This is a genomic window from Billgrantia lactosivorans (assembly GCF_003254665.1).
Lineage (GTDB): Bacteria > Pseudomonadota > Gammaproteobacteria > Pseudomonadales > Halomonadaceae > Halomonas > Halomonas lactosivorans.
On record NZ_QHGY01000010.1, the window covers coordinates 23,271 to 42,955 of the forward strand.

Here is a 19,685-nt window from a genome sequence, read left to right on the forward strand (position 1 = left end):
GCCCTGCTCGAGTTCATGCCGCTGTTTCTGTTCCTCACCGTCTGCGCCGTGCTGATGCTGGGCTACCCGGTCGCCCTGGCGCTGGCCGGCACCGCACTGATGTTCGCCGGCCTCGGCCACCTGCTGCTGCAGCTGGGGGTGGCGGTGCCCTTCGAGGCGCGCATGCTGGGCGCCATGCCCAACCGCCTGTACGGCATCATGACCAACCAGACGCTGCTGGCCGTGCCGCTGTTCGTGCTGATGGGCGTGTTGCTGGAGAAGTCGCGGGTCGCCGAGACCCTGCTCGACGCCATGGCGATGCTGTTCGGCTCGCTGCGCGGCGGGCTCGGCATCTCGGTGATCCTGGTCGGCATGCTGCTGGCCGCCTCCACCGGCATCGTCGGGGCCACCGTGGTCACCATGGGCCTGCTGTCGCTGCCGACCATGCTCAAGCGCGGCTACTCGCCGGCGCTCGCCACCGGCAGCATCTGCGCCACCGGCACCCTGGGCCAGATCATCCCGCCCTCCATCGCACTGGTGCTGCTGGGCGACGTCTTGTCGAACGCCTACCAGCGCGCCCAGCTGGCGATGGGGGTGTGGAGCCCCAAGACCGTGTCGGTGGGCGACCTGTTCATCGGCGCGCTGATACCCGGCCTGCTGCTGGTGGTGGCCTACATCCTCTACCTGCTGGTCGTGGCCTGGTGGAAGCCGGAATGCGCCCCGCCCGCCGACCGCGAGGCGCTCAAGCAGGAGCTTGGCCATACCGGCAGCCTCCTGCCGCTGCTGATCAAGGGCCTGATCCCCCCCGTGCTGCTGATCGTCGCCGTGCTGGGCTCGATCCTGGGCGGCTTCGCCACGCCCACCGAGGCCTCGGCGGTGGGCGCCATGGGCGCGCTGCTGCTGGCGCTGGCCAATCGCCGGCTGGACTTGGCCATGCTGCGCGAGGTGGTCCGCTCCACCGCCAAGGTCACCAGCATGGTGTTCCTGATCCTGATCGGCGCCGCGCTGTTCTCGCTGGTGTTCCGCGCCTACGGCGGCGAGGAGCTGGTGACCGAGCTGTTCGAGGCGCTGCCCGGCGGCGTGGTGGGAGCGACCCTGGTGGTGATGCTGGTGATCTTCCTGCTCGGCTTCATCCTCGACTTCATCGAGATCACCTTCGTGGTGGTACCGATCGTCGGGCCGGTGCTGCTGATGATGGGACTCGACCCGATCTGGCTCGGCATCATGATCGCGGTGAACCTGCAGACCTCGTTTTTGACGCCGCCGTTCGGCTTTGCGCTGTTCTACCTGCGCGGGGTGACGCCGGATTCGGTGCCGACCTCGGCCATCTACCGCGGCGTGGTGCCGTTCATCCTGCTGCAGCTCGGCATGCTGGTGGCGCTGGCGCTGTTCCCGGGGCTGGCGACCTGGCTGCCGTCGGTGCTGTAGCTTCAAGCGCACAACGGGGCCAGCCACGCCTGGGCCAGATAGAGCACCACGGCGTAGCGCGCCCCCTTGGCCAGAGTGATCAGCAGGACGGCCCGCCACCACGGCAGACGGAAGATCCCGGCGAGCACGGTGAGCGGGTCGCCGACCACCGGCGCCCAGCTCGCCAGCAGGCTCCACTCGCCGAAGCGGAAGTACCAGCGCTCGGCGCGGGCCAACCCCTCCCGCGAGGCGGGGAACCAGCGCCGGTCCTGGAAGCGGCGCGCGTAGCGCCCCAGCCACACGTTGACCAGGCTGCCCAGGGTATTGCCCGCAGTGGCCACCAGCCACAGCGCCAGCGGCGGCTGGCCCAGGCACCACTGGCGCGCCAGCCAGACCTCCGAACCGCCCGGCAGCAGCGTGGCGCTGACGAAGGCCACCAGCAACAGGCTCAGCATTCCGCGCCTCCCATCCATCGTTCGCGCATGAAGGACGAGACGCCATGACGCACGACCGCCCCATTCCCAACGTTCTCACCATCGCCGGCTCCGATCCCAGCGGCGGCGCCGGCATCCAGGCCGACCTCAAGACCTTCTCGGCACTGGGCGCCTATGGTACCAGCGTCATCACCGCGCTGACCGCCCAGAACACCTGCGGCGTGCGCGGCGTGCATCCGGTACCGGTGGAGTTCATCCGCCTGCAGCTCGACACCCTGCTCGACGACGTGGCGCTCGATGCGGTGAAGATCGGCATGGTGGCCAGCCGCGAGGTGGCCGAGGCCATCCGCGATGCCCTGCAGCCACGCCGCCCCCGCTGGATCGTGCTCGACCCGGTGATGGTGGCCAAGAGCGGCGACGTGCTGGTCGACGACGCCGGCATCGCCGCGGTGCGCGAGGTGCTGGTGCCGCTGGCCGACCTGATCACCCCCAACCTGCCCGAGGCCGCGGTGCTGCTGGCAAGCCCGCCAGCGGCCAGCCGCGGCGAGATGCTCGCCATGGCGCCGGGCCTGGCGGCGCTGGGTGCCGCCGCCGTGCTGCTCAAGGGCGGCCACCTGCGCGACGAGAGCTGCCCCGACCTGCTGGTGGGGGACGGCGCCCCGCGCTGGATCGAAGGCAGCCGGATCGGCACCTCCAACCTGCACGGCACCGGCTGCTCGCTCTCCTCGGCCATCGCCGCGCGCCTGGCACAGGGCGATACCCTGGTGCAAGCCGTGGCCACGGCCAAGCAGTGGCTCGAGGTCGCGCTGACCGAGAGCCGCCGGCTCGACGTGGGCCGGGGCCATGGCCCGGTGCACCACTTCCACCGCTGGTGGTAGCGAGACGGCGCTTGCGACATCGCCGGGCGCCGCCCATGCTGAAGTCTGTCCTGCCAGGCTCACCCGCAACGGAGAGACTTCGATGACTCAGACCCTGCTGTTTGCCTGCGACCTCTCGGCCGAGAATCGTGCCGCCTTCGCCCGCGCCATTCGCCTGGCCAACGAGAACGGTGCGCGCCTCGACGTCATCCACGTGCTCGACCCCTACCTGCCCCGCCGGGTGCTGCACGACCTGGAAGAGGCCGTGGTGGCCGACATGCAGGCCATCCTGACGGACGTGCGCGAGGACTATGCGTTGCCGGAGCCGAGCGTGTTGCTGCAGACGGTGGCCGGCGCCACCTATGCCGAGATCATCCGCGAGGCACACGACCGCGAGGTGGACATGATCGTGCTCGGCGCCCACCGCAAGCGCGGCCAGCCCGACCTGGTCGCCGGCACCACCCTGGCGCGAGTGCTGCGTAGCGCGCCCTGCCCGGTGCTGTCGGCCACCCAGCCGGCCAATCGCGACTGGCAGGAGATCCTGGTACCGGTCGATTTCTCGCTGGCCAGTCGCAACACCCTGCGCGAGGCGCTCAAGCGCTTCCCCGAGGCGCGCCTGACCCTGCTTCACGCCTGGGACATCCCCGGCGAACGCGAGCTCGGCTCGGACAACGATTACGCCCGCTGGCGCGATCGCGAGGTGGAGCGCCTGCGCTGCCAGCTCGAACGCGAGACCGACCAGCTGATCGGCGAGCTCGACAGCGTCCCGGAGGTGGAGCTGGTGCTCGAGCAGGGCGAGCCGCTCGAGGTGCTGCTCACCCGGCTGCGGCGTCAGCCGCCCGACCTGCTGGCCCTGAGCAGCCGCGGCCAGCTGGGGCGCCACAGCCATATCACCGAGGCGCTGCTGGCGGAGCCGCATTGCGACATCATGCTGTGCCGCGCCTGGTAACAACCTCTTTCGGGCGTGATACCCTTTCCGGCAAATTCATGGTCAGAAAGGGGAAGCTCGCCGCATGAAGGCCCTGATACAGCGCGTGCGTCGCGCCAGCGTCACGGTGGAGGGGCGCAGAGTCGGCGCCATCGACCACGGCCTGCTGGCGCTGGTGGGGGTGGAGAAGGGCGACGACGAGGCCGCCGCCGAGCGCCTGCTGCACAAGCTGCTGCACTATCGGGTGTTCAGCGACGCGGCGGGCAAGATGAACCTCGACCTGCAGCAGGTCGACGGCGGGCTGCTGCTGGTCTCGCAGTTCACCCTGGCCGCCGACACCCGCAAGGGGCTACGGCCGAGCTTCTCCAGCGCCGCGCCGCCGGCCGACGGCGAGCGGCTGTTCCACTACCTGCTCGATCGCGCCGAAGCGACCTGGCCGAAAGTTGCCAGCGGCGAGTTTGCCGCCAACATGCAGGTCGAGCTGATCAACGACGGGCCGGTGACGTTTCTGCTGGAGAGTTGAAGGGGCCTGTCCCCGGCGCCGCTCGCCTAGGCAAGGCCAAGGCAAAGCAGCCATTGGCTGCCGTAATGTCTTGCCCGGCGTCTGTCAGGCCCCGCTTTCCAGCAGCTCCGCCTCCATCGCCTCGAGCGCCTCCTCGGCGGCCAGCCATTCGGCTTCCAACTCTGCCAGTCGCGACTTCAGCTCGCCCTGGCGGGCCAGCCGCTCGGTGAGCTCGGCCTTGCGCGCCGGGTCGGTGTAGAGCTCGGCCTCGGCCAGCGCCTCTTCCACTACAGCGAGCTCGCCCTGGGCCTTCTCCATGGCCTGCTCGGCGCGGTCGCGCGCCTTTTTCAGCGGGCGCAGCTTCTCGCGCAGCTCGGCGGCGGCACGGCGGCTCGCCTTGCGGTCCTCGCGGGGCGCGGCACTCTCCGCCTGGCGCTCGGCCTTGTCGGCCCGCGCCTCGCGCCGCTCGCCCTCGAGCCGCGCCTTGAGCCAGGCGCGGTAGTCCTCCAGGTCGCCGTCGAAGGGCTCGACACGGTGGTCGGCCACCTTCCAGAACTCGTCGACGGTGGCGCGCAGCAGGTGGCGGTCGTGGGAGACCAGGATCACCGTGCCCTCGAAGCTGGCCAGGGCCTCGGTGAGTGCCTCGCGCATCTCCAGGTCGAGGTGGTTGGTGGGCTCGTCGAGCAGCAGCAGGTTGGGCTTGCGCCACGCCACCAGGGCCAGCGCCAGGCGCGCCTTCTCGCCGCCGGAGAAACGCCCCACCTCGCCGAAGGCGTCGTCGCCCTGGAAGCCGAAGCCGCCGAGGAAGGTGCGGATCGCCTGGTCGCTGGCGCTGGGCGATAGCCGCTGCACGTGCATGAACGGCGTGGCCGCCATGTCGAGCCCCTCGAGCTGGTGCTGGGCGAAGTAGCCGACGGCGAGGTGCTCGCCCGGGATGCGCCGCCCGGCGAGCAGCGGCAGCTCACCGGTCAGCGATTTGATCAGGGTCGACTTGCCGGCGCCGTTGGGACCCAGCAGGCCGATCCGCTGGCCGGGCAGCAGGGTCAGCTTGACCTCGTCGAGCTGGACCCTCTCCTCGCCCGCCGCGCTGCGGTAGCCGAGCCGGGCCTGATCCAGCACCAGCAGCGGGTGCGAGGTCTTGTCCGAGGCCGGAATGGTGAAGTGGAACGGCGAGTCGGCATGGGCCACGGCGATGTCGCCCATGCGCTCGAGCATCTTCATGCGGCTCTGCGCCTGGCGCGCCTTGCTCGCCTTGGCCTTGAAGCGTGCCACGAAGCGTTCGATCTCCTCGCGCCGCGCCTGCTGCTTGGCCGCCTCGGCCTGCTGCAGGGCCAGCTTCTCGGCACGAGTGCGCTCGAAGGTGGAGTAGTTGCCGCGGTAGAGCACCAGTCGACGCCGGTCGAAGTGGACGATGTGGTCGCACACCGCGTCGAGGAAGTCGCGGTCGTGGGAGATCAGCAGCAGCGTGCCGGGGTAGCGCGTCAGCCATTGCTCCAGCCACAGCAGGGCGTCGAGGTCGAGGTGGTTGGTGGGCTCGTCGAGCAGCAGCAGGTCCGAGGGCATGAATAGGGTGCGCGCCAGGTTGGCGCGCATGCGCCAACCGCCGGAAAACGCCGACAGCGGCCGCGTCAGGTCGGCCTGGGTGAAGCCCAGCCCGATCAGCAGCTGGGCGGCGCGCGACGGGGCGCTGTAGCCGTCCAGCGCCTCGATGACCCCGTGCAGCTCGGCCTCGCGGTGGGCGTCGCCGCGCTGACGCGCCGCCTCCAGCGCCGACTCGGCCTGGCGCAGCTCGCGATCGCCGTCGAGCACGTAGTCGACGATGGCGCGCTCCAGTGCGTCGACCTCCTGGGCCATGTGGGCGATGCGCTGCCCGCCGCTCAGCTCGACCTCGCCGCGGTCGGGCCCGAGCGTGCCCAGCAGCAGGCCGAACAGGCTGGACTTGCCGGCGCCGTTGGGGCCGACGATGCCGGCCTTGTGGCCGGCGTGCAGGGTCAGCTCGGCGTCCTCGAGCAGGGTCTGGGTGCCGCGTTGCAGGGCAACCTGGCGCAGTGCAATCATGCAGGCTCCAACTGGCAATACAGGAGTGCGGTCGTCGCTTCCGCTCGCTATCGAGACAGCCGCCGACGACCGCCGATCATGGGTGACGATTCTACCGTAACGACCGCCTCTCTGCGGCTCGGATTATCCGCCGATCCGCTGTGGGACTTTGCCCTGGCCTTCTACGCGCGACCCGGGGTGGAGGCCGCATGCCTGCGGTTGCAGGACGAAGCGGGCGTCGACGTGTGCGAGCTGCTGTGGCTCTGCTGGCTCTACCGCCACGGCCTGACCCTGGCCGAGGATCCCCCCGGGCTCGCGGACGTTCGCCGCTGGCAGCAGGAGGTCACGCGACCGTTGCGTGGCCTGCGGCGTCGGCTGAAGGCCGAGGCCGCCCACGGCAGCGGCGTCGCCGAGGTGCGTCGACGCATCCAGCGGGCCGAGCTCGCCGCCGAGCGCGAAACCCTGGAGCGCCTGCAATCCCTCGCCGCCCAGGCGGTGGAGCTGATCCCCCTCCCCGCAGCCGCTCCAAGCCTCGAAATTTCCTTGGCAAGTCGCTGGAAATTACAGAAAAAAGCGCAACTTTTGGCAATCCAAACCCTCGAATACCGCCTTGACCCTCTGTAGGCGGCACGCTAGCCTGAAAAAAGTTGTGTAGCCTTTTGTGGCTATCGATGCCTGTTGATGTTGCGCTTTTTTCACGGGCCAATTTGCGAGGAGAACAAAAGAATGAAGGCAACGACGAAACTATTGACTACCGCCGGCATGGGCGCTCTGGTATTCGGCATGGCGGCCGCCGCCCAGGCCGCCGAATGGAAATACGCCCACGAAGAATACGAAGATGACGTCCAGGATGTCTTTGCTGTCGCCTTCAAGGAGTATATCGAGGAAAATTCCGACCACACCGTCACGATCTACCGTTTCGGCGAGCTGGGTGAATCCGACGACATCATGGAGCAGACCCAGAACGGCATCCTCCAATTCGTCAACCAGTCTCCCGGCTTCACCGGTTCGCTGATCCCCGAAGCTCAGATCTTCTTCATCCCCTACCTGCTGCCTACCGACGAAGAGACCGTTCTCGAGTTCTTCGACGAGAGCAAGGCCATCAACGAGATGTTCCCCGAGCTCTACGCCGAGCAGGGGCTCGAGCTGCTCAAGATGTATCCGGAAGGCGAGATGGTCATCACCACCGACGAGCCGGTCAGCTCGCCGGAGGACTTCGAGGACAAGAAGATCCGCACCATGACCAACCCGCTGCTCTCCGAGACCTATCGGGCCTTCGGCGCGACGCCGACACCGCTGCCCTGGGGCGAGGTCTACGGCGGCCTGCAGACCGGCGTGATCGACGGTCAGGAGAACCCGATCTTCTGGATCGAATCCGGCGGCCTCTACGAGGTCTCCCCTCACCTGACCTTCACCGGCCATGGCTGGTTCACCACCGCCATGATGGCCAACCAGGAGTTCTACGATGGCCTGTCCGACGAGGACAAGGAGCTGGTGCAGGAAGCTGCCGAGGCGGCCTACGATCACACCATCGAGCACATTACGGGCCTGGCCGAGGAAGCGCTGGCCAAGATCGAGGAGGAGTGCGGTGACGACTGCACCGTGACCCGCCTCGATGAAGACCAGATCGAGGCCTTCCGCGAGCGTGCCCCGCAGGTCGAGGAGGAGTTCCTCGAGATGACCGGCGACGGTGGCAAGGAGCTGCTGGAGCAGTTCAAGGCCGACCTGGAAGCCGTCCAGCAAGACTGACCGCGGTCGATACCGCGCTTGGGGGGGCAGCTACGGCTGCCCCCCGTCGTTTGCCGGCCGCTACCGTGCACCCAGCGTTGACCTTCGCGCCCCGGGCGAGGGTTAGACTGCATCGGCACGGATCGTTACGGCGTAACGCCTGAACTGGGAGTAGCCGCCATGACAGAAGAAGACTCCGAACGGAATTATCGCTCCGGCATGCCGGGGTTTTTGGGCAAGATCGACACCGCCATCAGCAAGGCCGAAGCGGTGATCCTGGCGCTGGGTGTCCTGCTGATGGCGATCAATACCGTCGCCAACGTGATCGGCCGCTTCGTGTTCGGCTCGAGCCTGTTCTTCTCGGAGGAGGTCAATCGCATCCTGATCGTGATGATCACCTTCGCCGGGATCGGCTATGCCGCGCGACACGGCCGTCACATCCGCATGTCGGCCATCTACGATGCCTTGCCGCTGGGAGGCAGGCGCGTGCTCATGGTGCTCATCGCCCTGTTCACCTCGCTGGTGATGTTCTTCCTCTGCTACTACTCCGTCGTCTACATCCTCGACCTTTACGGCAAGGGGAGGGTGCTGCCATCGCTGGGAGTCCCCGTCTACCTGATCTATCTCTGGGTGCCCATCGGCTTCGCCGTGACCGGCACCCAGTACCTGCTCACGGCCATCAAGAATGTCACGTCCCGTGATGTCTACCTGTCCACCGTGGTGGTCGATGGCTACAAGGATACGGAAACGGAAGTCTGACGCAGGGCGCTGTGCCCAGGAGAGCACACTATGACGACAATAATGATCGCCACGATGATAGTCCTGCTGCTGCTGGGCTTCCCCATGATGATCCCGCTGGCCACCGCCGCGGCCCTCGGCTTCTTCATGATGTTCAATGGGCTCGGCCAGATGGACACGCTGATCCAGCAGATGATGGCGGGGATCCGGCCCACCTCGCTGATTGCGGTGCCGATGTTCATCCTCGCCGCCGACATCATGACCCGAGGCCAGTCCGCCGAGCGCCTGATCAACATGGTCATGGCCTTCATCGGCCACATCAAGGGGGGCCTGGCGGTCAGCACCGCGGCTTCCTGCACCCTGTTCGGCGCCGTCTCGGGTTCGACCCAGGCCACCGTGGTGGCGGTTGGCTCGCCGCTGCGGCCGCGGATGCTCAAGGCCGGCTACTCGGACTCCTTCACCCTGGCCCTGATCATCAATGCCAGCGACATCGCCTTCCTGATTCCGCCGAGCATCGGCATGATCATCTACGGCGTCATTTCGGGCACCTCAATCGGCGAGCTGTTCATCGCCGGCATCGGACCGGGGCTGCTGATCCTGCTCATGTTCGCGATCTACAGCATGATCTACGCCGTGGTCCGCGACGTCCCCACCGAGCCCAGGTCCAGCTGGCGCGAGCGCGCCCTGGCCATACGCGACGCCCTGTGGCCGCTGGGCTTCCCCGTGATCATCGTCGGGGGCATCTACGGCGGCGTCTTCAGCCCCACCGAGGCCGCCGCCGCCTGCGTGCTCTATGCCGTGCTGCTGGAGTTCGTGGTGTTCCGCTCGCTCGGCCTGCGTGACATCTACGCCATTGCCAAGTCCACCGGCCTGATCACCGCGGTGGTGTTCATCCTGGTGGCGGTAGGCAATGGTTTCTCCTGGATCATCTCCTTCGCCCAGATCCCCCAGGAGATCCTGGCCGCGGTGGGCATCGACGAGGCGGGGCCCACCGGGGTGCTGATCGCCATCTGCGTGGCGTTCTTCGTCGCCTGCATGTTCGTCGACCCCATCGTGGTCATCCTGGTGCTGACGCCTATCTTCACCCCGGCGATCGAGGCCACCGGCCTCGACCCGGTGCTGGTAGGCATCCTGATTACCCTGCAGGTAGCCATCGGCTCGGCGACGCCACCCTTCGGCTGCGACATCTTCACCGCCATCGCCATCTTCAAGCGGCCCTACTGGGACGTGATCAAGGGTACCCCGCCCTTCATCTTCATCCTGATCCTGGCCGCGGCGCTGCTGATCATGTTCCCCCAGATCGCCCTGTTCCTGCGTGACGTGGCGTACGTCTGAGGGCGGAGCCGACCGATGTTGAGGAGGCAGTGATGTTCAACCGCATACTGGTACCGGTGGATGGTTCCAAGGGGGCTCTGAAGGCGCTGGAGAAGGCCGTGGGCCTGCACCTGCTGACCGGTGCCGAGCTCTACATCCTGTGCGTGTTCAAGCACCACAGCCTGCTGGAGGCGTCGCTCTCCATGGTGCGGCCTGCTCGGCTCGACATCCCCGATGACGCCCTGAAGGAGTACGCCACCGAGGTCGCCGTGCACGCCAAGAGCGAGGCCGTGGAGCTGGGGGCCGACCCGGCCAGGCTGCGCGCCTTCGTCAAGGGCGGGCGCCCTTCGCGTACCATCGTGCGTTTCGCGCGCAAGCGGGAGTGCGACCTGATCGTGATCGGTGCCCAGGGCACCAACGGCGAGAAGAGCCTGCTGCTGGGCAGCGTGGCCCAGCGCGTGGCGGGCTCCGCCCACTGCCCCACCCTGGTAGTGTGAGTCCGCGGCACGGTTCCGTGCGGCAAGGTCGGCACCGGCCCCGCGCCGGTGGTCTGCGCCCGCGACGCGGTTCCGTTCGGCAAGTGCGGAACCGGCCCCGCCCTGATAGGGTCCGAATACTGTTGCACGCCGCCCCAATGACCAATCGATAGGACTCTGCATGAAGATTCTGCTGACTTCCGCCTCCCTGGCTGCGCTGGTGGTTGCGGCGCCATCCGTTCTGGCTGCGCCGGAGACAGAGGACGAGCGCCTCAGCTACAGCCTGGGCGTCGCCTACGGCCAGAGCATTGCCCAGGAGTATCCCGACCTCGACGTCGAGGCCTTCACCGACGCCATCCGCGACCTCATCGAGGGCAACGACCTGGCCATGGAAGCGGATGAAATGGCCGAGACCCTGAGCCAGTTCCAGGAAAACGCGCTGGCCAATCGCCAGGCCGAGGCCGAGGAGATGGCCGAGCGCAACCTGGCCGAGGGCAAGGCCTTCCTGGAGGAGAATGCAGAGCGCGAAGATGTCACCACCACCGACTCGGGACTGCAGTACGAGGTGCTGGAAGAGGGCGATGGCGAGAGCCCCGGGCCGAGTTCCCATGTCGAGGTGCACTACGAGGGCACCCTGGTCGACGGTACGGTGTTCGACAGCTCCTTCGATCGCGGCCAGCCGCTGAGCTTTCGGGTGGACCAGGTGATCGAGGGATGGCAGGAGGCGCTGCAGCTGATGAGCGTCGGCGACACCTGGATGCTCTTCGTCCCCCCCGAGCTCGGCTACGGCGCCCAGGGCCAGGGCCCCATCGGGCCCAACGAGACGCTGATCTTCCGCGTCGAGCTGATCGAGGTCATGGAGTGACAGCACGCGCATGAGAATCCTGCCGTTACTGGCGACCGCGCTGCTGGCGTCGGTCGCCCATGCCGACGATCGGCTGCCGGCGCTGCCCGGGCTTGGCATCGATCCGGGCGACAGCAGCGTGATCGGCATCTCCTCGGGGGGCTACATGGCCACCCAGCTGGCCGTCGCCTGGCCCGAGCGGTTCCGGGGCGTGGCCGTGCTCGCCGCGGGCCCGTGGAGCTGCGCCCAGGGCGGCCTCGGGCAGGCGCTCGGTCAGTGCATGTCGCAGCGCCGAGGGAGCCCCGATCTCGATGCGCTCGACGTACGCCTGCGCGACTACCAGGCGCGCGGCCTGGTGGGCGAGGCCGACGATCTCGCCGAGCTGCGCGCCTTCGTCTGGCATGGGGAGGCGGACAGCGTGGTGGACCCCTCGCTCGGCAGGGCGCTGGCCGAGCAGCTGTCCGGTTGGCTGGCCGATCCCGAGAAGCAGCTGAAGCTGCTCCAGTCGCCCGACATCGGCCATGGCTGGCCGATCGAGGCCGACGAGCGCATCCCCCCCACTCAGCTGGCCCAGTGCCGCGGCGGCGGCGGTACCCACGTGCTGGCCTGCGGCATGGATATCGCCGGCGAGGCGTTGCGCTGGCTGCACGGCGCGCTGGAGCCTCCCGCCGAGACGCCATCGGCCCAGCTGCTACGCTTCGACCAGGCCCCGTTCGAGGCCCGCGGCCTGGCCGATGCCGGCTACGTGCTGGTCCCCGAGGAGTGCGAGTCGGGAGGCTGCAGCCTGACCGTGGCGCTGCACGGCTGCGGCATGGGCGAGGAGCAGATCGACGAGGCCTTCGTGCAACACAGCGGACTCAACGAATGGGCCGCGGCCAACCGCCGCATCGTGCTCTATCCCCAGGCCAGTACCAGCCTGGCCAACCCCCAGGGCTGCTGGGACTGGTGGGGCTTTGCCGAGAGCACCTGGCAGCTCGACCCGCTGCACGACACCCGCGAAGGCACTCAGGTGAAGGCCCTGATGGCCATGATCGAACGCCTCGAGGAAGCGCCGGAAGAGTAGCCGTCCGGGCAGCGGCCGGCCAGGTGCGGCGACGAACGCTCCTATTCGCCGAGCTCTTGTTCCAGCGCCGCACGCAGCGCGTGCGGCGTCGGCGAGTAGAGCACTCGCTGAAGGATCTTGCCGTCACGATCGACCAGGAACAGCGACGAGGTGTGGTCGATGGTGTACTCCATCGCCGAGTCAGGCGCCTCTACCCGGCGCCACTTCACGTCATAGCGCCGCGTCAGCTCCTCGAGCTGCTCCTGGCTGCCGCTGGCGCCGATGAAGGCTTCGCCGAAAAAGCCCACGTACTCGTCGAGGCGCTCGAGCGTATCGCGCTCGGGATCCAGCGAAACCAGCAGCGGGACCACGCGGCGCCGCTGCTCCTCGTCCAGCCCCTGCATCACTTGGCGCATGACCGACATGCTCATCGGGCAGACATCGGGGCAGTAGGTGTAGCCGAAGAAGAGCACGGCCAGCTGGTCGTCCTCGAGCTGGGTCAGCGAGAAATCGCCCTGGGTCGAGGGCAGCTCCACCGGCCCCCCTCGCGGGCCGTCCTCCCCGGCCCGGTGCAACTGCTGATAGCCGTACAGCACGCCGAGAGCCGCCACCGCGACCAGCGCAGCCAGCCCCATCCAGATCCGTTGCCGCCTCATGGCACACTCCGCTCCACCGTGAAATCGAATCGGCTTCCCAACCGCCCTTGCGGGGTTTCCACCACCACACGCGCCTGCCAGGGCATGACCGATTCGGTGCAGATCGGCACCTGGCCAACCCCCTCGAAACGCCCACTATCCTGCTCGCTCAAGGGAAAGCGATGCAAGCCCATGTCCATGCCGCGGCCGACGAACTCGACACTGGCCGACAGCACCTCGACACCCTCCACCTGTACCGTCAACGGCAGCAGCTCCAGGGCGCGGATCGCCCCTGGGGCGTCGATCCCGAGGCTGAGGCTGCGCCCGTCGCCGAGGCTGGCACGACAGGCCGCCTGATGCAGGTCGCAGGGGCGGCTGGCGAGGTGCCAGTCGACATCGGATTCGCCACGCAGGAGATGCGCCGCCAGGTACCAGAGCGCCACGCTGAGAGTCAACAGCGTGGCCAGCATCATCAGGCGCAGCCTCGGGAAACGGGATTCGCCCGCATCGGGCAGGGAGGGTGAGGGCATGGCGGCGGAGGCAGCACTTCAACGGATAGAGCGGTAAGCTTAACAGCATTTTTCTTGCGGCCAGGCGTGTACCGTTGTCGCAGGGTTTAACGCTCATTTAATGGCCAACGGCCAGAAGGATACCGATATGCAAGGCGTCGCCGATGCACTGGGCCCCCTGTTCCTGCTGATCCTGCTCGGCGCCGCGCTGGGCCGGCTGCGCCAGCCGAACGGCGAGTTCTGGGTACAACTGGAGAAGGTGATCTACTTCCTGCTGTTCCCCGCCATGCTGGTTGCCACCCTGGCGAACGCCAACGTGGGCGAAGTGCCCGTGTTCCGCCTCGCGCTGGCCCTGCTGGGCGGCATGCTGCTGTTCGCCGCACTGCTGTGGGCGACGCAAGCGAGGCTGGGGCTGCCGGCCGCGGCCTTCACCTCGGTGTTCCAGGGGGCGCTGCGCTTCAACACCTACGTGGGGGTCGCCGGCGCCGCCGCCCTGCACGGTTCCGCCGGCGCCACCGTGGCGGCGGTCGCCGTGGCGCTGATGGTACCGATCGTCAACGTGCTGTGCGTCGCCAGCTTCATCGCCGCCGGCACGCTCGGACCCTCCAGCCTGGGCAGGAGCCTGGCGGCGCTGGTACGCAACCCATTGATTCTCGCCTGCCTGGCCGGCATCGGCCTCAACCTGTCGGGCATCGGCCTGCCCGGCTGGAGCGGCACGGCGGTGGCACTGCTGGGGCAAGCCGCCCTGCCGCTCGGCCTGGTCGCGGTCGGCGTTGCGCTGCGCCCGCAGGCGCTGCTGCGGCTGGACCGCGGCGTGTGGGCGGCCAATCTGGTCAAGCTGGTGCTGATGCCGGCGCTGGTGTTCGGCGTGGCGCTGCTGCTGGGGCTGGATGCCGTGAGCCGCGACGTGGCGCTGCTGTTCGCCGCCCTGCCCACCGCCACCTCGGCCTATATCCTGGCACGCCAGCTGGGCGGCGATGCCGAGCTGATGGCCGCCCTGATCACCGGCCAGACGCTGCTCGCCATGCTCACGCTGCCCGCCTGGCTGCACCTGGCCGGAAGCTGATAATAAAAAACGTTCGCATTCGTGTTGACACCGATAATGAGAATGGATTACATTGAAGGCGTGGTGTTGATGAGGCACCACGGCCATTAGGGGAACCGCCAGTTTCCCGCTATGGTTTCTCCCCCTCATTGCTAGTCACGGTCTTGCCTGCGCCTCCTCTGGAGGCGCTTTTTTTGTCGAGACAACACTCCTCATTGCTGCTTTTTACAAGATCAGGGTCTCGCCTGCGCCTCCTCGGGCGGCGCCTTTTTGTTCAGAAAACACCCCTCATTGCTGCTTTTTACAAGATCAGGGCCTCGCCTGCGCCTCCTCTGGAGGCGCTATTTTTGTCGAGACAACACTCCTCATTGCTGCTTTTTACAAGATCAGGGTCTCGCCTGCGCCTCCTCTGGAGGCGCCTTTTTGTTCAGAAAACACCCCTCATTGCTGCTTTTTACAAGATCAGGGTCTCGCCTGCGCCTCCTCTGGAGGCGCTTTTTTGTCGAGACAACACTCCTCATTGCTGCTTTTTACAAGATCAGAGTCTTGCCTGCGCCTGCCCGCCCATCACCCCGCGCCGGCGCCGCGCCAGGGGCCGCGCCCGCGCAGGCGCTCGCGCAGCAGGTCGGCCAGGGCTTCCATGGCGGGCCGAGAGCCGGGCTCGACGAGGCGGGCGACGTGCAGCCGCGCCTCGCAGCGCCCAAGCACGGGCAATCCTTCAGCCTCGCCCAGCTCGCGCATGGCCGGGGTCAGCCGCTCGCGGTCGAGCACGCTGATCGCCAGGCCCGTCTCCACCGCGCGCTCGATGGCGTGGATGCTGGTGCTGGTGAATACCGCGTGCCAGGGCCTGCCCAGCCGCTCCAGCGCCTCGCTCGCCAGCGTCCGGTAGGGGCAGTCGACCTCGTGCAGGGCCAGCGGCAGGCTGGCCCGCTCGGTCAGGTTGGCGGCCCGCGGCGCGGCCCATACCGGCGTGGTGCGCCATAGCGGCTCACCGCCGGCCAGCGGGACGGGGCGGTCCAGCACCACCGCCAGGTCCAGCCGCGAGCGCCCCAGCTGACGCGCCAGCTCGCCGCTGGTGGCCGTTACCGCCTGCAGCAGCACCTCGGGGTGACGCGCGGTGAACTCGGGCAGCACATCGCCGAGCAGTTCACGGGCGTAGTCCTCGGGCAGGCCGAAACGCACCTTGCCGCGCAGGCCGCATCCTGCGTAGCGGGCGACGATACCGTCGTGCATGCGCAACAGCTCGCGCGCCTCCTGCAGCAGCGCCTCGCCCGTGGCCGTCGGCACGACACCACGCGGGCCACGCTCCAGCAGCCGCGTATCGAGCAGCGACTCCAGGCGCTTGATCTGCATGCTGACGGCGCTGACGGTGCGGTGCCGCTGTTCGGCCGCCGCCGCCAGTGAGCCGAGCCGTGCCGCCGCCAGGAAGCTGCGCAGCAGCTCGAGATCCAGCGTCGCCGTCGAGACTTCAGCCATCTTGAAACCTGCCTGCAAGGAATATCGCTTCATTGAAGCCGGTATGGGCGGCAAGCTCAAGTCCACCCTGACAAGGAGGATCACGACGATGCCAGCCCAACTCCTCTCGCTGCTGATCGCGGCCGGTTTCGTGGTGTGCTGGAGTTCCGGCTTCGTCGGCGGCCGGCTCGCCAGCGCCCTCGAGACCCCGGTGCTCACCCTGTTCGCCTGGCGCTTCCTGCTCGCCACCGTGCTGGTGGCGCTATGGTGCCGCCTGGCGCTCGGCGCGCTGCCGAGGGTCCGCGAGATGCGTCGCGAGATGGCCGTGGGCAGCCTGACCATGGGCGGCTACCTGCTGGGGGTGATCCTCGCCATCGACCTCGGCGTGAGCGCCGGCATCGCGGCGCTGATCACCGCCCTGCAGCCGCTGCTGGCGGCGGCCCTGGCCGGGCGCTGGCTGGGCGAGCGCCTGGGAGGGGCCGGCTGGCTGGGGATGGGAATCGCCACCCTGGGCGTGGCGCTGTGCGTGGGCGATGACATGCAGCGCTCGCTGGGCGCACCGGGCTGGGCCTACCTGCTGCCGCTGCTGTCGGTGGCCTCGGTCACGCTCGGCAGCGTGCTGGCGGTGCGTCAGGCACCCGCCATGCCGCTATCGGCCGCGCTGCTGGCCCAGCTGCTCGCGGCCAGCGGCATCTTCCTGCTGGCGGCCCTGGTGGCCGAGGGCGCTCCCCTGCCGCCGCCGCGGTTCGAGACGCCCCTGCTGGCCACGCTGGGCTGGCTGGTGGTGCTGTCGAGCCTGGGCGGCTACGGCTTCTTCGTCGCCAGCCTGCGCCGGCTCGGCGTCACGCGGACCTCGGCGCTGGTGCACCTCACCCCCGCCGTGACCCTGGTCTGGGCCGCGGCGATGTTCGGCGAGCGCCTCGGCCCGGTCGGGCTGACGGGAATGGCACTCGCCGGGGTGGGCGCCGGCCTGGCTATTCGCAGCGCGCGAAGATCAGGTCCCACACGCCGTGTCCCAGGCGCGCACCGCGTGCCTCGAACTTGGTCAGCGGGCGAAACGCCGGACGCGGCACATAGGGCGCCGTCTCGGGCGACGCCGTATTGACGAAGCCGGGAGCGGCCGCCATCACCTCGGCCATCCACTCGGCGTAAGCCTGCCAGTCGGTGGCCATGTGCAGCCTGCCGCCGGGCTTCAGCCGCGTGCGGATCAGCGCGACGAAGGCGGGCTGGACGATGCGCCGCTTGTGGTGCTTCTTCTTCGGCCAGGGGTCGGGGAAGAACAGCTGCAGGGTGTCGATACTGGCCTCCGGCAGGCACTGCTCGAGTACCGCCAGGGCGTCCTCGCGATAGACGCGGAGGTTGGTCAGGCCGCGCTTGTCGGCCTCGTCGAGCAGCTTGCCCACCCCCGGGGCATGCACCTCGATGCCGATGAAGTCGGTATCGGGGTGGGTCTCGGCCTGCTCGATCAGCGAGGCCCCCATGCCGAAGCCGACCTCCACCACCCGCGGCGCCCGGCGCCCGAACAGGGCGTCGAGGTCCTGGCGCCCGTCGGCCAGGGTCAAACCCAGCCTCGGCCAGACCTCTTCCAGCCCGCGGGTCTGGGCCTGGGTCATGCGCCCAGCGCGCAGCACGTAGCTCTTGATGCCGCGACGATGCAGCGGGGCTTCCGGCCCCTCCGGGCCGGTGGTGGCGGTGTCGCGTTGCGGGTCACTCATGGAATTCGCTGTTGCTCCGGTGGTTCAGCCGTTGATGCGGCCGGCAAAGGGCGAGGAGGGGTCGGCGCTCTGGCGACGCGGCATGCGCCCGGCGAGGAAGGCCTCGCGCCCGGCCTCGACGGCCTTCTTCATGGCGCTGGCCATCAGGATTGGCTGGCGTGCGTGGGCGATGGCCGAGTTCATCAGCACGCCGTCGCAGCCCAGCTCCATCGCCATGGCGGCGTCGGAAGCGGTGCCGATGCCGGCATCGACCAGCACCGGCACGCCGGCCTGTTCGATGATCAGGCGGATGTTGTGCGGGTTCTGGATGCCGTGGCCGGAGCCGATCAGCGAGCCCAGCGGCATGATCGCGCAGCAGCCCAGGCGCTCGAGCTCCTTGGCCACGATGAGGTCGTCGCTGGTGTAGACCATCACGTCGAAGCCGTCCTTGATCAACTCCTCCGCCGCCGCGAGGGTCTCGACCACGTTGGGATAGAGGGTCGAGTCGTCGCCCAGTACCTCGAGCTTGACCAGCTTGTGGCCGTCGAGCAGCTCGCGCGCCAGCTTGCAGGTGCGCACGGCATCCTTGGCGGTATAGCAGCCGGCGGTGTTGGGCAGCAGGGTGAAGCGTTCCGGCGGCACCACGTCGAGCAGGTTGGGCTGCCCGGCCTCCTGGCCGAGATTGGTGCGGCGCACGGCGAAGGTGACCACCTCGGCGCCCGAGGCGGCGATGGCCTCGGCCGTCTCGTCGAAATCCTTGTACTTGCCGGTGCCGACCAGCAGGCGGGAAGAGAAGGCGTGGCCGGCAATCCGCAGCGGTTGGTCCTGGTAGATGTCTGTCATCGCATGAGCCTTTGTCGGGGTCGGGAAACGGTCGGGCGAGGGACTAGCCGCCGCCGATGGCGTGGACGATCTCGATACGGTCGCCGTCGGTCAGGGGCGTGGTGTCGTGCTCGCTCTTCGGCACGATCTCCTCGTTGCGCTCGACGGCGATGCGCCGTCCGCTCAGACCTAGGCTGTCGACCAACTGCGCCACCGTGAGGCCGGGGGCCAGGTCGCGGGCCTCGCCGTTGAGCTGGATCTGCATGGCGTCCTCTCCACGTTGACGGGTGTCGCGGGCCGATATTGTAGCCCCTTCGCGCCCCCCGCGGTACGGTAGGCGGCTATCCCCTGCCCACAGGAGGCGAGACACGATGCACGATCGCGGTTGGTGGTGCCTGGCGGCGCTCTCGGGCGCGCTGGCGGTGATGGCGGGCGCCTTCGCCGCCCATGCCCTGCAGGGCCAGCTGCCCGAACGGCTGGCGGCAGCCTTCGAGACCGGGGTGCACTACCAGATGTGGCACACCCTGGCGATGCTCGGCGTGCTGGGCTGGCGCGCCGCACGTCCCTCCCGCGGCCAGTACCTCGTGCTCGGCCTTTGGACAGCGGGAATGCTGCTGTTCTCCGGCTCCCTCTATGCGCTGGCACTCACCGGGCTGCGCGGCCTGGGCATGATCACGCCGTTCGGCGGCGTGCTGATGATCGCCGGCTGGCTGGCGCTGGCCGTCTCTGCGCTGCGCGCCGGGCGCCCCGCTCAGTCGGAGTCGGGGATGGCGTAGGTGGCGGTGACGTGGGCCACCGGGCGCTCGTCGCCGGCGGAGAACAGCTGCACCTCGCCCACCGCCAGGCGCCGGCCCAGCTTGATCACGCGGGCGTTGGCGATCAGGTCGCGGTCGCCGCGGGCGCGGCGCAGGAAATGGCAGTTGAGGTCGGTGGTCACGGCCATCGGCTCGGGGCCGATCTGGGCCAGGATCGCCACGTAGAGGCAGACGTCGGCGAGCCCCATCATGGTCGGCCCGGAAACGCTGGAGCCCGGGCGCAGGTGCTCGTCCTCGATGGCCAGGCTCATGGTCGCCCGCATGTGATCGACCGCCTCGATGGTGCCGGCGCGCTGGGGGAAGACCTCGTCGAGAAAATCCTCGATGGCGGCGGCGGTCATCACGGGCATGAGACTCTCCTGGCAGTAGGCGATGGAAGCGAGGCTCAAGATAACGCAAGCCAACCCTTCCGCCCAGTCGTCCT

22 protein-coding genes and 1 pseudogene are annotated in these 19,685 nt (G+C 68.5%); 14 read left to right on the plus strand and 9 right to left on the minus strand.

What is annotated here, in order from left to right; translation table 11 throughout:
• The first annotated feature begins 3 nt into the window (after window positions 1-3).
• Complete coding sequence (locus tag DIS04_RS16370) at window positions 4-1,407, plus strand: TRAP transporter large permease (RefSeq protein WP_179951292.1); 1,404 nt, start codon at window positions 4-6, stop codon at window positions 1,405-1,407.
• A gap of 2 nt (window positions 1,408-1,409) precedes the next feature.
• Here the strand turns inward: DIS04_RS16370 and DIS04_RS16375 are convergent, their stop codons facing one another.
• The gene (locus DIS04_RS16375) at window positions 1,410-1,841 is read right to left on the minus strand and encodes a YqaA family protein (protein ID WP_111414860.1); all 432 of its coding nucleotides are present in this window, start codon (window positions 1,839-1,841) and stop codon (window positions 1,410-1,412) included.
• 44 nt (window positions 1,842-1,885) lie between these two features.
• Here DIS04_RS16375 and thiD point away from each other — a divergent pair, with 44 nt between their 5' ends.
• From thiD to dtd, 3 genes are all read left to right on the plus strand, one after another.
• Window positions 1,886-2,698 carry a bifunctional hydroxymethylpyrimidine kinase/phosphomethylpyrimidine kinase gene (gene thiD, locus DIS04_RS16380; RefSeq protein ID WP_111414861.1) on the plus strand — a complete coding sequence of 271 codons (813 nt, stop codon included), beginning with the start codon at window positions 1,886-1,888 and terminating at the stop codon, window positions 2,696-2,698.
• 82 nt (window positions 2,699-2,780) lie between these two features.
• On the plus strand, window positions 2,781-3,626 hold the full coding sequence (locus DIS04_RS16385) for a universal stress protein (RefSeq protein WP_111414862.1): 846 nt from the start codon (window positions 2,781-2,783) through the stop codon (window positions 3,624-3,626).
• 64 nt (window positions 3,627-3,690) lie between these two features.
• On the plus strand, window positions 3,691-4,128 hold the full coding sequence (gene dtd, locus DIS04_RS16390) for a D-aminoacyl-tRNA deacylase (RefSeq protein WP_111414863.1): 438 nt from the start codon (window positions 3,691-3,693) through the stop codon (window positions 4,126-4,128).
• 84 nt (window positions 4,129-4,212) lie between these two features.
• Here the strand turns inward: dtd and DIS04_RS16395 are convergent, their stop codons facing one another.
• Entirely contained in the window at window positions 4,213-6,165 is a 1,953-nt protein-coding gene (locus DIS04_RS16395) for an ATP-binding cassette domain-containing protein (protein ID WP_111414864.1), read from the minus strand.
• Window positions 6,166-6,243: 78 nt separating this feature from the next.
• On the opposite strand from DIS04_RS16395, the gene DIS04_RS16400 reads away from it, so the two are divergent.
• The 7 genes from DIS04_RS16400 to DIS04_RS16430 all read left to right on the plus strand — a co-directional run bounded on the left by DIS04_RS16400 (window position 6,244) and on the right by DIS04_RS16430 (window position 12,307).
• On the plus strand, window positions 6,244-6,768 hold the full coding sequence (locus DIS04_RS16400) for a TIGR02444 family protein (protein ID WP_111414865.1): 525 nt from the start codon (window positions 6,244-6,246) through the stop codon (window positions 6,766-6,768).
• Window positions 6,769-6,870: 102 nt separating this feature from the next.
• Window positions 6,871-7,893 (plus strand): TRAP transporter substrate-binding protein, encoded by a 1,023-nt coding sequence (locus DIS04_RS16405; RefSeq protein ID WP_111414866.1) that lies wholly within the window; start codon window positions 6,871-6,873, stop codon window positions 7,891-7,893.
• 159 nt (window positions 7,894-8,052) lie between these two features.
• Complete coding sequence (locus DIS04_RS16410; protein WP_111414867.1) at window positions 8,053-8,631, plus strand: TRAP transporter small permease; 579 nt, start codon at window positions 8,053-8,055, stop codon at window positions 8,629-8,631.
• A 30-nt stretch (window positions 8,632-8,661) separates the two neighbouring features.
• On the plus strand, window positions 8,662-9,945 hold the full coding sequence (locus tag DIS04_RS16415; protein WP_111414868.1) for a TRAP transporter large permease: 1,284 nt from the start codon (window positions 8,662-8,664) through the stop codon (window positions 9,943-9,945).
• A gap of 32 nt (window positions 9,946-9,977) precedes the next feature.
• Entirely contained in the window at window positions 9,978-10,421 is a 444-nt protein-coding gene (locus DIS04_RS16420) for a universal stress protein (protein ID WP_111414869.1), read from the plus strand.
• Between the two features lie 160 nt (window positions 10,422-10,581).
• Window positions 10,582-11,265 (plus strand): BamJ family beta-barrel-assembly machinery protein, encoded by a 684-nt coding sequence (locus tag DIS04_RS16425; protein WP_111414870.1) that lies wholly within the window; start codon window positions 10,582-10,584, stop codon window positions 11,263-11,265.
• A 10-nt stretch (window positions 11,266-11,275) separates the two neighbouring features.
• Window positions 11,276-12,307: a prolyl oligopeptidase family serine peptidase gene (locus DIS04_RS16430; protein ID WP_111414871.1), complete on the plus strand. Its 1,032-nt coding sequence runs from the start codon at window positions 11,276-11,278 to the stop codon at window positions 12,305-12,307.
• A 41-nt stretch (window positions 12,308-12,348) separates the two neighbouring features.
• On the opposite strand, the gene DIS04_RS16435 is transcribed toward DIS04_RS16430, so the two are convergent.
• Entirely contained in the window at window positions 12,349-12,942 is a 594-nt protein-coding gene (locus tag DIS04_RS16435; protein WP_111414872.1) for an SCO family protein, read from the minus strand.
• Complete coding sequence (locus tag DIS04_RS16440) at window positions 12,939-13,451, minus strand: hypothetical protein (RefSeq protein ID WP_111414873.1); 513 nt, start codon at window positions 13,449-13,451, stop codon at window positions 12,939-12,941. Before DIS04_RS16440 ends, DIS04_RS16435 begins: the two co-directional genes overlap by 4 nt.
• Window positions 13,452-13,578: 127 nt before the next feature.
• On the opposite strand from DIS04_RS16440, the gene DIS04_RS16445 reads away from it, so the two are divergent.
• Complete coding sequence (locus tag DIS04_RS16445; protein WP_111414937.1) at window positions 13,579-14,496, plus strand: AEC family transporter; 918 nt, start codon at window positions 13,579-13,581, stop codon at window positions 14,494-14,496.
• A 546-nt stretch (window positions 14,497-15,042) separates the two neighbouring features.
• Here DIS04_RS16445 and DIS04_RS16450 read toward each other — a convergent pair.
• Window positions 15,043-15,951, minus strand: coding sequence for a LysR family transcriptional regulator (locus tag DIS04_RS16450; RefSeq protein WP_111414938.1), 909 nt, complete (start codon window positions 15,949-15,951; stop codon window positions 15,043-15,045).
• Between the two features lie 88 nt (window positions 15,952-16,039).
• On the opposite strand from DIS04_RS16450, the pseudogene DIS04_RS16455 reads away from it, so the two are divergent.
• Window positions 16,040-16,894 (plus strand): annotated as a pseudogene (locus DIS04_RS16455) (DMT family transporter); the annotation flags it as partial.
• Window positions 16,895-16,904: 10 nt separating this feature from the next.
• Here the strand turns inward: DIS04_RS16455 and trmB are convergent.
• Genes trmB through thiS form a run of 3 tightly spaced genes read right to left on the minus strand, consistent with a single transcriptional unit; the run spans window position 16,905 to window position 18,711 of the window.
• Window positions 16,905-17,645, minus strand: coding sequence for a tRNA (guanosine(46)-N7)-methyltransferase TrmB (gene trmB / locus DIS04_RS20785; protein WP_111414875.1), 741 nt, complete (start codon window positions 17,643-17,645; stop codon window positions 16,905-16,907).
• Between the two features lie 24 nt (window positions 17,646-17,669).
• The gene (locus DIS04_RS16465; protein ID WP_111414876.1) at window positions 17,670-18,467 is read right to left on the minus strand and encodes a thiazole synthase; all 798 of its coding nucleotides are present in this window, start codon (window positions 18,465-18,467) and stop codon (window positions 17,670-17,672) included.
• Window positions 18,468-18,510: 43 nt separating this feature from the next.
• The gene (thiS, locus tag DIS04_RS16470) at window positions 18,511-18,711 is read right to left on the minus strand and encodes a sulfur carrier protein ThiS (protein ID WP_111414877.1); all 201 of its coding nucleotides are present in this window, start codon (window positions 18,709-18,711) and stop codon (window positions 18,511-18,513) included.
• A 106-nt stretch (window positions 18,712-18,817) separates the two neighbouring features.
• Here thiS and DIS04_RS16475 point away from each other — a divergent pair, with 106 nt between their 5' ends.
• The gene (locus DIS04_RS16475) at window positions 18,818-19,222 is read left to right on the plus strand and encodes a DUF423 domain-containing protein (protein WP_111414878.1); all 405 of its coding nucleotides are present in this window, start codon (window positions 18,818-18,820) and stop codon (window positions 19,220-19,222) included.
• Here the strand turns inward: DIS04_RS16475 and DIS04_RS16480 are convergent.
• Window positions 19,198-19,611: a PaaI family thioesterase gene (locus tag DIS04_RS16480; RefSeq protein ID WP_111414879.1), complete on the minus strand. Its 414-nt coding sequence runs from the start codon at window positions 19,609-19,611 to the stop codon at window positions 19,198-19,200. The genes DIS04_RS16475 and DIS04_RS16480 overlap by 25 nt on opposite strands.
• Window positions 19,612-19,685: the final 74 nt, after the last annotated feature.